Raw genomic sequence first — 12,057 nt, 5'->3', positions numbered from 1 at the left:
AGCGTGAATCATGATAAAGTGGTCGCAGTTTTCAAACTTAACCGTTTTTTCTGGACATATGCATACAATTGATGTACCTTAGAAGGGAATCAAATAAAAAATGAATATATGAAATCACTAGGGGTGCCATTTTAAATGGCTGAGATCAACGTACAACGTTGGGACTCTTTGAACCTGAACTGGCTAACAAACCAGCGGAGGAAAGTGGCAGGTGGACTATTTTGTATGTGGTACAAGATTGGTCTAACTGGATTCGTGCATATACATGTCACTTTTTCCTTCGCTGGAGAAAGTGGCATTTTTGTTTTTCGTAATTACGTTAGTAGACTATGAGGTGTGCTATGCAATTATATGCTGTAACGAACGGGAAGATGGAGGAAGCGAAATTAGTAGATACCATACAAGTGATTGCTCCGTTTGTAGATCGAATTATTTTAAGAGAGAAGCAGAAGTCATTACAGGGGTATCTAGCTTTTGTTCAAAAGTTGATACAGGCTGGTGTTTCGAGAGAAGTGCTTTGTATTCATAATCATGTTTCTGCCCCAGCTTTGACAGAAGTAAATCAGTTACATTTACCAGAAAATAAGGCCTCGTTAATAGCTGACATGAAAAAATTATCTCCCTCATTACAAGTGGGTGTGTCCGTTCATTCTTTGCAGGCTGCAAGGCATGCCGAACGATGTGGAGCCGATTATGTTATGTTTGGGCACGTTTTTGCAACAGATAGTAAACCGAGAATAAACCCTAGAGGGGTTGAGCAAGTAAAACAATTAGCTCATGCCCTTACGATACCAGTAATTGCAATTGGAGGAATTAAAAACAACAAAATATGTGACTTATCAGGCGCAAATATTTCCGGAATCGCTGTTATGTCAGCAATCTTTAGTGCTTCTAGTCCTCAAACTGCGGCAATGAAATTACGAGAGGAGGTAAGGCGAATTGAAGCAACATCATGAAGTTGTCATTGTTGGTGGCGGAATTATTGGTCACGCTATTTCCTATTCCTTAAATAAAAGTGGTTTATCTGCAATGGTCATCGAAAAGCAGAAGAGCGGCAGAAAAGCAACACGAGCTGCAGCGGGAATGCTCGGAGTACACACGGAAAATAGCACTTCCAATGGATTTTATCATTTTTGTCAAACAAGTAGAAATATGTATAAGGAATTAAGCCGGGAATTATATGAGCTTACTGCCATTGATATTCAATTAGCTCCCAAAGGGATGTTGGAAATTGCTTTTAACGAAAACGAAAAACAAGTACTTGCTGCAAAACAGCAAGCCTTGCCTAATTTAGAGTGGTTGGAACCTCGAACATTAAAAGAAAAGTTCCCGATGTTAGGCGAAAAAGCCATTGCTGCTCTGTATATGGAAAAAGATGGACATGTAGAGCCAACCCGAGTATGTGAAGCTTTTAAACAAGCTGCTGTAGCAAGTGGAGGGGAGGTTCAAGAAGATTGTCATGTCTGGACAATATCTAAACCAACTGATTCTTTTACTTTAACGACAGATCAGGGAATGATAACGGCTGATCGAGTTGTAGTCGCAACAGGTGCTGAAAGTGGACGTTGGTTTACAGAGATGGGACTATCTAATCCAATTGTGCCTGTTAAGGGGGAATGCTTATCGGTTACATCAAACAATATCCAAATCCATGAAACTCTATTCTGTCAGGATTTTTATCTTGTACCAAAACAGGATGGCCGTTATATTGTTGGCGCTACTTCTGATCGTTATAATCACTCTTCGCATGTTTCGGCAGGGGGATTGGAGACATTGCTAAACCGTTTATTTTCAGTTATTCCAAAGTTCCGTGAGGCAATGGTGGAATCCTTCTGGTCAGGAGTGCGGCCTGGAACGGAGGACGGGATTCCCGTTATTGGCGAACACCCTTATCTTTCCGGTCTTTATTACGCTACGGGTCATTATCGAAATGGTATATTGTTAGCCCCTGCTACTGCCCAATTAATTAGCGATCTAATGATGAATCAGGAAACGGAATCTGTTATGCAAGCGATGGTCTCACCAGAGCGGCTGAGAGGGGTAGGAAGTAAATAGGGGGAATTTTACTTTTAAACGTTTTTAAGAGGCTAAGCGCCTCATTCCTAAGTAGCGTTCGTAGTAGAATTCCATCCGTTATTGTTACTGGACGATGTCACAGTATCTTCAGGAAATATGGTGTTTTCAGCGTACTCTGGATGTTGATGCACATCAATGGATGGAAGGGAGGATTTTTAATGGATATTCAAGTAAATGGAGAAATATTGCAATTCGATAATAAGGCAATGACAATTGCTGATTTGTTAGAAGCCTATGACATACAAGAGAAGATAGCAGCTGTTGAACGAAATAAAGAGATTGTTAAAAAAACAGATTACAAACAAACAATGTTAGCGGATGGAGACGCTATTGAAATTGTTCATTTTGTAGGGGGAGGTTAATACGATGTTACAAATTGGTAAGCAAACATTTCAATCAAGATTATTGCTAGGTACGGGAAAGTATCCTAGCTTCCAAGTGCAAAGAGAAGCAGTGAGGGTATCGCAAGCAGAAATTTTAACATTTGCAGTCCGAAGAATGAATATTTTTGATGCGAATGAACCTAACTTATTAGAGGAACTCGATTTAAAAAAATATACGTTGCTTCCGAATACAGCCGGGGCTAAAACAGCAGAAGAAGCAGTTCGAATAGCTCGTTTAGCGAAAGCCTCTGAATTATGTGACATGATCAAGGTAGAGATTATTGGCTGTGATAAAACATTGCTGCCTGATCCATTTGAAACGATGAAGGCGTCTGTACAATTGCTTGAGGAAGGATTTACTGTATTAACTTACACATCTGATGACGTCGTGTTGGCGAAACGACTAGAGGAAGCTGGTGTACATGCGGTGATGCCTGGTGCTTCGCCAATTGGATCAGGGCAAGGAGTAGTGAATGCGTTAAATCTGCAGTTTATTATGGAACAATCCAGTGTTCCAGTCATTGTAGACGCTGGTATCGGCTCACCGAGTGATGCTGCGTACGCCATGGAACTCGGTGCAGACGGAATTTTGTTAAATACTGCTGTATCGGGGGCAGATGATCCAGTGAAAATGGCTAAAGCGATGAAGCTAGCCGTTGAAGCCGGTCGATTAGGATACGAAGCGGGAAGGATACCGAAAAAAACATATGCAACAAAAAGCAGTCCAGAAACGGCGATGATAGAATGATACGTGAGCGTTATTCACGCCAAGCACTTTTTGCACCTATTGGAAAAGATGGTCAGGAAAAATTAGCTGAAAAGCATGTCGTCATTGTCGGTGCAGGAGCATTAGGTAGTGCAAATAGTGAAATGTTAGCCCGAGCGGGGATTGGAAAAATTACCATTATTGATCGTGACTATGTCGAGTGGAGCAATTTAAGTAGGCAACAGCTTTTTACAGAGGAGGATGCTGAACTTTCTCGGACGAAAGCAAAAGCTGCTGCCAAACGGCTTCAAGCAATTAACTCTGCAATTACAGTTGAAGGAATTGTGGAGGAATTTGGACCAGAAACTGCAGAACGCCTTGTGGAACAGGCTGATTTTGTGGTGGATGGGACGGATAATTTTAATACACGATTTATTATCAATGACGCCTGTGCAAAAGCAGGCGTCCCTTGGGTATATGGAGGTTGTTTAACAAGTTACGGGATAGTCCTACCCATTGTGCCCGGGAAGACACCTTGTTTACAATGTCTGATTGATCAGCTTCCCCAAGAGGAGGGAAGAACATGTGATACCGTAGGAGTTATTGCGCCGGCAGTCCAGATTACGGCTGCTTATCAAACAGCAGAGTGCTTAAAGTATTTGACTGGATACGAATTGTCTCAGGAAATGCTCAACTTTGATGTTTGGCAACGAAAACATGTTTCTGTTAACATTAGCTCATTGATTGATTCTCACTGTCCATCGTGTTCACCAAAGGCAACTTATCCTTATTTAATGAAGCAACAAGGGATACAGACAGCTGTATTATGCGGAAGAGATACGGTACAAGTACGACCTGCTCAGACAGGTAATTTGTCACTAGCTTCCTTGGTAAAACAGTTAAAGCCGTTATCGGAGTCGATGAAAGATAATGGAGAGTTGTTAATTTTTACAATTGAAAATACCCGTTTTGTTGTGTTCAAGGATGGACGCACGCTAATCCATGGAGTAAAAGATGTAAATCAAGCGAAGAAACTATACCAGCGTTACATTGGAGCTTAACGATAACATCCTGGAATAAATAATTTCAGGATGTTATTCTCGGAAAATGTCTAGTTGGTGTATGCATGGTTAATTTTTCTTACTCTTTATCTCGTATATAAGGTGCTGTAACATTTCAATCTGTACTGCAATAAGTTTAAGTGGGAGATAACAGCACCTAATGCCCGATTTCGTAAGCGCCCTTAGGTCGTACCATTACGGTACTAATCATCAGTAAAGCGTGAATGAAAACCCTAACTGATTGAAGATTCACTTTATTTCTTCACTTAATTCATCTATATTTCTTCTCTCTAGGTTATCGATTTGCTTCTTCTGTTTAAAAAATGTGCGAAATAGATAAATAATGAACACAACAGCCAGAACAGTAGATCCTAACATGATAAGCTGGAATAATGCATCGCCTAAACGGAATTCTCCCATAAGTTTCACCTCCTAATGGAATATACTAAATGAGAAAAATATGAAAATAGTGTAGTATTGTTTAATAATAACAGCATAATTGTCATCAACTTATTTTTATGTAACGAAAAATGAAAATTTTGCAAAAAGAATGATTTGAATAAGCAGGTTTTGAGCGGGAGGAGTTTGGGTGAGTATGGTTATTGAGATGAGCAATGTGTCATGGAAAAGACAAGGACAAATCATTTTGGAGCAGATTAATTGGCACGTCTTAAAGGGAGAGCATTGGGCAATTTTAGGATTAAATGGCTCTGGTAAAACGACATTACTGCAAATGATCAATGGCTATATTTGGCCAACAACTGGGGAGATATCGGTTTTAGGACAGACTTTTGGAACGACAGATTTGCGCTTGCTGCGGAAGAACATTGGCTGGGTCAGTTCAGCATTGCAACAGAAGATAAGGCTAACTGATACAGCCGAAGCGGTTATTCTTAGTGGAAAACATGCTTCTATCGGTATATATGAAAAAATAGAAGCAAAGGATATGGCTCGAGTGGACGCATTAATGGAGCAATTAGGGATTCGCTATTTACAAGGGCGGTCATATCAAACGATGTCCCAAGGTGAAAAGCAGAAGCTTCTGATTGCTCGAGGATTAATGGCTAGACCGCAATTGCTTATTTTAGATGAGCCAACCAATGGATTAGACTTTCTTGCTCGTGAGGAGTTATTACTTTTTATTCAACAATTAGCAGAACAGAAAGAAGCCCCAACTATGTTGTTTGTTACACACCATATTGAAGAAATATTGCCGATTTTTTCATATACACTACTGCTCCGACAAGGCACTGTATTTGAGCAGGGAAAAACAGGGGAAATCATGTGCTCAAAAACATTGTCACAGTTTTACCAGCTCCCAATAGAATGTGAAATGAAAGATGGTAGAACGTGGGTAAGAAAAAAAACTGAAACGTCTAATGATGCCTTGGCAAATGAGGAGCAGACGACAGTTACGCAAAAAACGAAGATATAGCCTAAGCAAAACATGAACAAAGGAGCGGGGAGCCCGTTTAGCAACGTAGCGAATGGAACGAATCAACTAATGATAAAGCGAACCTTCAATCAGCGGGATTTTTCTTCCATCCCCGCTGTTGAAGTAATCAGGGATTTAGGTGCTGTCACCTCCCACTTCGACTTGTTTAGCTCACCGCTTCTTATCTTATAAACCAAAAACTGCCTGAAAATCGATAGACTTTCTAGGCAGCTCTTTATTACACCCAGCCTAAGCCTCTTGCTACTTGGGCAATAATAAACGTGACAACAATGGCTATGGTGGTAGGTATAGCAAATGCAGCAAAGGTCCATTTTGCACTTTTGGTTTCTTTCCAAATGTTTAACATCGTTGTGCCGCAAGGATAATGCAATAAAGAGAATAGCATCATATTGAGTGCTGTCAACCATGTCCAGCCATGATCAAGGAATATTTGTTTTAAGTCACTTAAGTTATCCACTTCAATCATGGAACCTGTTGCGAGATATCCCATTAAAAGAATCGGCAGTACGATTTCATTTGCTGGGAAACCTAAAATAAATGCCATTAAAATAAATCCATCTAATCCAATAGCTTGCGCGAAAGGATCTAAAAATCCGACAAAATGCTGAAGCACACTTTGGTCACCAACAAAAATATTAGCTAAAATCCATGTAATCACGGATGCCGGCGCAGCAATAATGACTGCTCTTTTTAATACAAACCACGATTTATCCAAGGTTGCTCGAACTATGGTATTCCAGACTTTTGGTTTCCGATACGGTGGAAGCTCTAAAGTATAATGGGAAGGAACCCCTCGTAATAAGGTCTTCGACAATGCCCAAGAAACAAAAATGGTCATTACAATACCAAATAATACAATTCCTACAACTACAGATGCAGAAACAAATGTACTCATCCCACTTGAAAACCCTGCTGCCATAAACAAGCCAGCAAGAAGGATTAATAGTGGCCAGCGTCCATTACATGGGACAAAGTTATTTGTTAAAATTGCAATCATGCGCTCACGTGGAGATTCGATAATACGTGATGACATGACCGCCGCCGCATTACAGCCGAAACCCATCGCCATCGTTAAGGATTGCTTTCCATGAGCACCTGATTTTTTAAATACACGATCTAAATTAAACGCAACTCGTGGTAAATAACCAAAGTTTTCTAGTAAGGCAAACATTGGAAAGAAAATTGCCATAGGCGGGAGCATGACACTGACAACCCAAGATGTCCCTCGGTAAAATCCTTCTACCAAAACACCATACAACCAATGAGGTGCGTTCGCCCATTGGAAAACAGTCGTAATCCAATCCTCCACAATCGCAAATAATTTGGTTATTGCAATGCCTGGATAGTTTGCACCAACGATGGTTAAATAAATGACAACTCCTAGTAACATAAGCATAATTGGAAAACCATAAAGCCGTGATGTCAAAATATTATCCAGATTTTCATCAAGCCAAGTTGTTTTTTTACTTGAACGTTGTACCGAATTCTTCGTAATGCTTTGAGTAGATTGATAGATGCTTGAAACAATATGATCTCTTAAATCATTTTCTTGAGCACTATATTTTTTAAATAAAGTATCAAGCTGTTGCATATGTTGGTTTGCTTCATGCGCCATGACAGCATCCTCCTTGTGCAGGTTGATGCTTTTCCGCTCCGAAATCAGGATTTTGAATATATGATTTTAGCGAATCTAGCAATTTTATATCTCCGTCTAATATACGTAAGGCTACCCATCTTGCAGGTAAAGCATTACCAATAATTTGCTTGATTTGTGGTTCGAGCTGTTTAATCTTTTTTTCTACTGTTTGATTGTATTTTATCTTAAATGCCTGTGTTTCGATTTTACCTTCTGTCATTTGGTCAATCGTTTTTAGGAGTTGGATAATTCCAATCTTTTCTCTTGCCGAAATTAATATAACAGGAATCCCTAACTGTTTTGATAAAGCATCTTTGTCAATATGAATCCCTTTTTTTCTAGCCTCATCAATTAAATTAACGCATAAAATCGCTTGATCTGTCATTTCTAATACTTGTAAAGCGATATTTAAATTACGCTCTAGAGAAGTTGCATCGACTACAACTAAAGTAATATCAGGCTTTTCAAAAATAATGTAATCCCTGGCAACTTCTTCATCTGCAGAATTGGAGTAAAGAGAGTACGTACCAGGTAAATCAATAACGGTGTATACATGTTTTTCAGTTTTTAGTTCACCTTCAGCACGTAATACCGTTTTTCCTGGCCAATTTCCTGTGTGCTGTTTTAAACCAGTAAGTAAATTAAATAGGGTGCTTTTTCCTGTATTTGGATTTCCTGCTAAAGCAATGGTATGTGTCATTTATACCACCTCTTTATAAACTTTTTTTCCATAAATCAAGGAGCTTTCTTCTTTTCGTAATGCAATTGTTGTATTAAACACTTTAAAAGCTAGTGGGTCCCCTAATGGGCTTTTTTGGACAACTTCAATCACTGCTCCTGGTACAAACCCTAAATCAAGTAATCTACGGCGCATTACATCTTGCAGTTCAACAGATGTAATCTCTATTCGATCACCTACTTGAAAATGGTAAATGGGTTTACTTGCTGTCATTCTTTGCATCTCCTTTGGGTTAAGCTCAAATAGTTAAAGTTGGGAAACTTTAGAATACTACATATTTAAGTTATGTAAAGTTTGGATAAATGTTTACTTGTTTCCTTCCTAAATATATTATGATTATAACTCAAAAAGTTTCCTTCGCGCAACTAATTAAAATAAATTATTACTAAAAAGCTGGATATGTCTGCTTTTTATTTGTAATTTACCAAATGATGGTATAATAAACCTAAATTATTTTTGGAAAGGAGGAAGCAAGTAATGCGTTGTCCAACATGTGGAAGAAAAAAAGAAAAAAGGACGAGTTATTGTCTCAATTGTGGCAGGACACTTAAGCGAGGAATTGCTATTAAGTTAGCTGTAATTATTCCATTTCTGGTTGTAATTATTGGGGGAACTTATTTATTGATAGAAAATAATGCTGGAAGTAGCCATGGCAAGCAAATAAAGGAATCCGCCAATGCTGCGTTTCGTTCTAAACCGGTGTTAACCAAGAAACAACTTGGATCAATAGATAGTGAGAAAACGATCGAAGAAATAATACAAGCTGTTGAAAAAAACATATATGCTGTCTCCGCTTCTACAAAAGAAGGATCCGCTTTCCTATACGATGCTCGTGGTATATTGCTAACCAATGCACATCTGGTAGAAGGGCAATTGGAAGTGCAAATTTTAGCAGATGACAAAGAATTTACTGGCTCTGTTATTGGATATTCCAAAAAAGCTAATATAGCTGCAATTCATGTTCCAGAGCTTGCTGGAAAAAATACCTATCCTATGGAGATGAGCAAATCTTTAGCTAAAGGTGATGAGGTGATTGCAATTGGCAGTAAGCAAGTATTAGAAAACAACACGACTACAGCAACTATTGAGGAGTCCGACTGGCATTTTTCTTATGGTAATTATACATACGAACATACATATCAATTGTCAGAGCCGCTTTTATTGCAATTTAGCGGGGGACCTTTAATTTCTGCAAAGACGGGAAATATTGTTGCTGTTAACTCCATTGACCATGTGCAGGATATTGCTGTACAATTTAGTATTCCAATAAACAAGATAGCAAATATGGTAAATGATTGGATAGAAAAACCAATGGATGAAGCGACCATTACCGCGCAGTTTTATGGACCTAGCGGTGATTACTTCTTTGGTGAACTTTGGGGCAAAACAAGTGATCAAGAATCATCAGCGGCAGATACGGTAGAATCGGATACAGTTGAGTCAGAAAATCTCGCACCTAGCGGGGATCAAACATGGAATCCACCTATCTATACGCCACCAGTTAACCAAAATGGCGGGAGCGGTGGATCTAATGGTTCGCAAAATGGATCAAATACAAATTATGGATTTGGGGAGGGCAGTGCCTCTGGTTCCGGCAATACTCCAAATAGTGGAGCGGGTAATGATTCAGAAGAACAAGGAGATGACGATAATACGTCGCCTGCACTTCCAACAACTCCCGATCCACCAGAAAAGCCAGAGAAACCAAAAGAGGACAAAGAATCACAAGAAGACGAGGGGCCAGTATAGAATGGTGCATTCAATTAAGAAATATTAACTCCAGATTAGCCCCACGCAATGCAGGAAAGAACAGAAACTTTAGGTACGTTAGGAGAGGGAGCATAACTAAACTATTCATTCAAAAGGTGAATGCTGGAAATAGGCTAGACGAAAGCGAAAGGAAAAGAATCGGTGAGCCCCTCCATTGCGTTAGCGTGATGGAACTCGCCAGCCGCTCGCGGAAAGTAAAGTATTCCTGAAGGGGAGGTGTTCGTACCATCCACCAATTCTAGATAGTTCAGATTTTACTTTGATAAAATGCTTTTGTTCCAGCCATTTGCTTTATTTAGCCTGTTTTTTGTCTCTAACGTAAAAAGCTATAAAATCAACTAGCCAAAGAAATGGTAAAGTAGTTCAAAGTTGTTTCTGCATAAAAAGGTATATTATAGAGCTACGATTTTACAATCAACTTTTTACAAGGAAGACCAATTTTAATCAATACGCTTACTTCGTCTTTCCTGCTCAATCCGTTCTATTTCATATAAAACCCACGAGAATGAAGATAGAATGGGTGATTACTAGGCAGGGAACGAACTTTTGTTTTGGTTAAATCCATCCAACTATATGTTTCCGCTTTTGTTTTCGCTAGCAATCTTTCATATGCGAGAACAATGGTTTCCTAAAATTAGGGTCGGGTCATAAAATCGTTCCAAGGGATTATAACTAATCTTTTATTGATGTCAATGAAGGTGTCAATATAAATTGGATTTACATTTATGTTGTTTTTGGAGGAAAATCCCCTATAGAAATGTTTTAAGGAAATAGTAAAAATAAAAGGATGAGTATGTATTAACATTTATTGGAAGTTTAACACTGCAAATGAAGCTGCCATGTGACGATAGAAGTATGAAAATTTGCAAAATCCATTCTAAACTTGGAGGCTATTTCAGCATGAAAAAATTAAAAACTGTCTACACAAAATCACTTTACAAGTTTCCTTATCTATTACAGGTCGTTTTAAATGTATCACTAATCATCCTCGCTATTATTCTGGCGGTATTACTCGTCAAAGAACTAATTTTATTTGGAGCGATATTGTTAGAAGGAAATACAAATGATTACCAATTGTTTTTGGCAAATATACTATTATTTTTCTTGTATTTTGAATTTGTTGCTATGATTGTAAAATACTTTAAAGAAAATTATCATTTCCCATTGCGCTATTTTTTGTATATTGGTATAACGGCAATGATTCGTTTGATCATTGTTGAACACGATAATGCAATGGATACGTTGTTTTATTCGCTAGTTATTTTAATTCTAATTATCGGCTATTTTATTATGAATTTAACACCTCGGGAACGACCTGAAAGCAAATGGTTCTTCCATAAAAAATCATGATCCTTATGGATAAATCAGCATGTCTTGGACAAATATGCTGACGAACAAAGGCCGGGGCGCCCGTTTAGCAACGTAGCGAATGGAACGAATCAACTAAAGATTTAGGAATCATGCCATTAAAACAGGGGTTACCGACGTCTGAGCAGCAAGCCCGTTTTTAGTCGGCCTTCCTCTTAGTGACGACCCGATGGTGACTTATCGTAGGGCGCATTTCTAAAGTCGCATCGTTGCTGGGCGATGGAAGCCGGACGTGGCTATTCGGTTATTTCGTTATCCCCAAGTACCCCATTTTATACTATCTATCTTATAAAAAAGGATTGGCAAACATAGCTGCCAATCCTGAATCAGCTGTTGTTCTTATCGTGGTTTTTTAAAGCCAATTTTGTTGCATAATATACAACAATACCTATAACAAGTAGATTAATGATCCATCCTAGGAATCCAAATCCTGCGAAATGAAGGCCGTAGCCATTCATCATGACTATTCACCTCTTAACTATTCATTATTTCGGTCAAAATCATTTCCTCTGTGGGGACCTTTTTCAAAGTTTCCGTTGGCGTGGCAAAAATCATACATTGCTTCATAGTCCTCATCAGAGAAGTTTGGATGCATTTCTTCCATAAATGGTCTCATATCATTATAAAATCCTCTATTATCATCATTGCTATCGGCAAATGTGTATGTTGCCGCGCCACCTAATATAACTGCCCCTGTTATCGCACCAATAACTAATTTTTTCATTATGTCCAGCTCCTTTCTTTGATTATCTCTATCATATCGAATGTATTTGTGATTTTTATGGAGAACTTATGAAGAAGTTGTGAAGATATGTGTTTCAAAGGTAAGCGCATGATATGATTAGAAATAGCAAACGATAAA

Annotated in this window: 13 protein-coding genes and 1 riboswitch; of the genes, 8 read left to right on the top strand and 5 right to left on the bottom strand. The window is 38.7% G+C overall.

What is annotated here, in order from left to right; translation table 11 throughout:
- Positions 1-109 precede the first annotated feature (109 nt).
- Positions 110-220, top strand: a riboswitch (TPP riboswitch).
- A gap of 121 nt (positions 221-341) precedes the next feature.
- From KBP50_RS13600 to KBP50_RS13580, 5 genes are all read left to right on the top strand, one after another.
- Positions 342-956, top strand: coding sequence for a thiamine phosphate synthase (locus KBP50_RS13600; protein ID WP_050352064.1), 615 nt, complete (start codon positions 342-344; stop codon positions 954-956).
- Positions 940-2,055, top strand: coding sequence for a glycine oxidase ThiO (gene thiO, locus KBP50_RS13595; protein ID WP_050352065.1), 1,116 nt, complete (start codon positions 940-942; stop codon positions 2,053-2,055). The genes KBP50_RS13600 and thiO overlap by 17 nt, the downstream gene beginning before the upstream one ends.
- Before the next feature lie 179 nt (positions 2,056-2,234).
- The gene (gene thiS, locus KBP50_RS13590) at positions 2,235-2,438 is read left to right on the top strand and encodes a sulfur carrier protein ThiS (RefSeq protein WP_050352066.1); all 204 of its coding nucleotides are present in this window, start codon (positions 2,235-2,237) and stop codon (positions 2,436-2,438) included.
- A gap of 4 nt (positions 2,439-2,442) precedes the next feature.
- Positions 2,443-3,207 (top strand): thiazole synthase, encoded by a 765-nt coding sequence (locus KBP50_RS13585; RefSeq protein ID WP_050352067.1) that lies wholly within the window; start codon positions 2,443-2,445, stop codon positions 3,205-3,207.
- Entirely contained in the window at positions 3,204-4,226 is a 1,023-nt protein-coding gene (locus tag KBP50_RS13580) for a ThiF family adenylyltransferase (RefSeq protein WP_050352068.1), read from the top strand. The genes KBP50_RS13585 and KBP50_RS13580 overlap by 4 nt, the downstream gene beginning before the upstream one ends.
- A gap of 249 nt (positions 4,227-4,475) precedes the next feature.
- On the opposite strand, the gene KBP50_RS13575 is transcribed toward KBP50_RS13580, so the two are convergent.
- The gene (locus tag KBP50_RS13575; protein WP_128743432.1) at positions 4,476-4,646 is read right to left on the bottom strand and encodes a DUF4083 domain-containing protein; all 171 of its coding nucleotides are present in this window, start codon (positions 4,644-4,646) and stop codon (positions 4,476-4,478) included.
- Positions 4,647-4,815: 169 nt separating this feature from the next.
- Here KBP50_RS13575 and KBP50_RS13570 point away from each other — a divergent pair, with 169 nt between their 5' ends.
- Positions 4,816-5,661 carry an ABC transporter ATP-binding protein gene (locus KBP50_RS13570; protein ID WP_076361968.1) on the top strand — a complete coding sequence of 282 codons (846 nt, stop codon included), beginning with the start codon at positions 4,816-4,818 and terminating at the stop codon, positions 5,659-5,661.
- A gap of 238 nt (positions 5,662-5,899) precedes the next feature.
- Here KBP50_RS13570 and KBP50_RS13565 read toward each other — a convergent pair whose 3' ends face one another.
- From KBP50_RS13565 to KBP50_RS13555, 3 genes are read right to left on the bottom strand one after another with little or no spacing between them, the layout of a single operon-like run.
- Positions 5,900-7,273, bottom strand: coding sequence for a nucleoside recognition domain-containing protein (locus KBP50_RS13565; protein ID WP_050353481.1), 1,374 nt, complete (start codon positions 7,271-7,273; stop codon positions 5,900-5,902).
- Between the two features lie 13 nt (positions 7,274-7,286).
- Positions 7,287-8,018, bottom strand: a complete 732-nt coding sequence (locus KBP50_RS13560; RefSeq protein ID WP_050352069.1) for a FeoB small GTPase domain-containing protein — start codon at positions 8,016-8,018, stop codon at positions 7,287-7,289.
- Complete coding sequence (locus KBP50_RS13555) at positions 8,019-8,270, bottom strand: FeoA family protein (RefSeq protein WP_050352070.1); 252 nt, start codon at positions 8,268-8,270, stop codon at positions 8,019-8,021. It abuts the gene before it with no gap.
- A 264-nt stretch (positions 8,271-8,534) separates the two neighbouring features.
- Here KBP50_RS13555 and KBP50_RS13550 point away from each other — a divergent pair, with 264 nt between their 5' ends.
- A complete protein-coding gene (locus tag KBP50_RS13550) occupies positions 8,535-9,806 on the top strand; it encodes a S1C family serine protease (RefSeq protein ID WP_050352071.1) in 1,272 nt (423 codons plus the stop codon).
- 921 nt (positions 9,807-10,727) lie between these two features.
- Entirely contained in the window at positions 10,728-11,177 is a 450-nt protein-coding gene (gene psiE, locus KBP50_RS13545) for a phosphate-starvation-inducible protein PsiE (RefSeq protein ID WP_050352072.1), read from the top strand.
- A 496-nt stretch (positions 11,178-11,673) separates the two neighbouring features.
- Here the strand turns inward: psiE and KBP50_RS13540 are convergent, their stop codons facing one another.
- On the bottom strand, positions 11,674-11,919 hold the full coding sequence (locus tag KBP50_RS13540) for a hypothetical protein (RefSeq protein WP_050352073.1): 246 nt from the start codon (positions 11,917-11,919) through the stop codon (positions 11,674-11,676).
- Positions 11,920-12,057 lie beyond the last annotated feature (138 nt).

Origin of the sequence: Virgibacillus pantothenticus, assembly GCF_018075365.1 — a bacterium.
In the GTDB taxonomy this organism is placed as follows: Bacteria; Bacillota; Bacilli; order Bacillales; family Amphibacillaceae; genus Virgibacillus; species Virgibacillus pantothenticus.
Note: the sequence above shows the minus strand (reverse complement) of the source record. Positions and strands in the feature narration are given on the sequence as shown.

What these genes read in the sequence shown, in the direction of transcription:
- KBP50_RS13560 (WP_050352069.1), bottom strand. Translation starts at nt 8,018, where the DNA reads ATGACACATACCATTGCTTTAGCAGGAAATCCAAATACAGGAAAAAGC.
- KBP50_RS13540 (WP_050352073.1), bottom strand. Translation starts at nt 11,919, where the DNA reads ATGAAAAAATTAGTTATTGGTGCGATAACAGGGGCAGTTATATTAGGT.
- psiE (WP_050352072.1), top strand. Translation starts at nt 10,728, where the DNA reads ATGAAAAAATTAAAAACTGTCTACACAAAATCACTTTACAAGTTTCCT.
- KBP50_RS13600 (WP_050352064.1), top strand. Translation starts at nt 342, where the DNA reads ATGCAATTATATGCTGTAACGAACGGGAAGATGGAGGAAGCGAAATTA.
- KBP50_RS13555 (WP_050352070.1), bottom strand. Translation starts at nt 8,270, where the DNA reads ATGACAGCAAGTAAACCCATTTACCATTTTCAAGTAGGTGATCGAATA.
- KBP50_RS13585 (WP_050352067.1), top strand. Translation starts at nt 2,443, where the DNA reads ATGTTACAAATTGGTAAGCAAACATTTCAATCAAGATTATTGCTAGGT.
- thiS (WP_050352066.1), top strand. Translation starts at nt 2,235, where the DNA reads ATGGATATTCAAGTAAATGGAGAAATATTGCAATTCGATAATAAGGCA.
- KBP50_RS13565 (WP_050353481.1), bottom strand. Translation starts at nt 7,273, where the DNA reads ATGCAACAGCTTGATACTTTATTTAAAAAATATAGTGCTCAAGAAAAT.
- KBP50_RS13575 (WP_128743432.1), bottom strand. Translation starts at nt 4,646, where the DNA reads ATGGGAGAATTCCGTTTAGGCGATGCATTATTCCAGCTTATCATGTTA.
- KBP50_RS13580 (WP_050352068.1), top strand. Translation starts at nt 3,204, where the DNA reads ATGATACGTGAGCGTTATTCACGCCAAGCACTTTTTGCACCTATTGGA.
- KBP50_RS13550 (WP_050352071.1), top strand. Translation starts at nt 8,535, where the DNA reads ATGCGTTGTCCAACATGTGGAAGAAAAAAAGAAAAAAGGACGAGTTAT.